This is a genomic window from Granulicatella sp. WM01, from assembly GCF_004570605.1.
Classification (GTDB): domain Bacteria; phylum Bacillota; class Bacilli; order Lactobacillales; family Aerococcaceae; genus WM01.
Genome location: NZ_SPPB01000213.1, coordinates 1 through 209 on the forward strand (window position 1 = coordinate 1; position 209 = coordinate 209).

At 28.8% G+C, this 209-nt stretch carries 1 protein-coding gene; it reads left to right on the forward strand.

All coding sequences use genetic code 11. The features are described from left to right. Window positions 1-209 (forward strand): transposase family protein (locus tag E4T68_RS09195; RefSeq protein WP_135126105.1); only part of this gene is annotated, 209 nt, incomplete at both ends.

A 209-nucleotide genomic window follows, 5' to 3' on the forward strand; every position in this document is an offset into this window, starting at 1 on the left:
GCAACATCATATTAAATATCATATTATTCATGCCAGCTGGGAAAGAAAAATAGAAAAATGTCATCATTGTGGGCATAATCAGCTGATTCGTTATGGGAGTTATTTAAGAAAAATAAAATTATTACCTATTTATGAAAATCCCACTAAATTACATTTAAAAATGAGACGTTATCAATGTACTTGTTGTCATAAAACGATGNCCTGTGAAA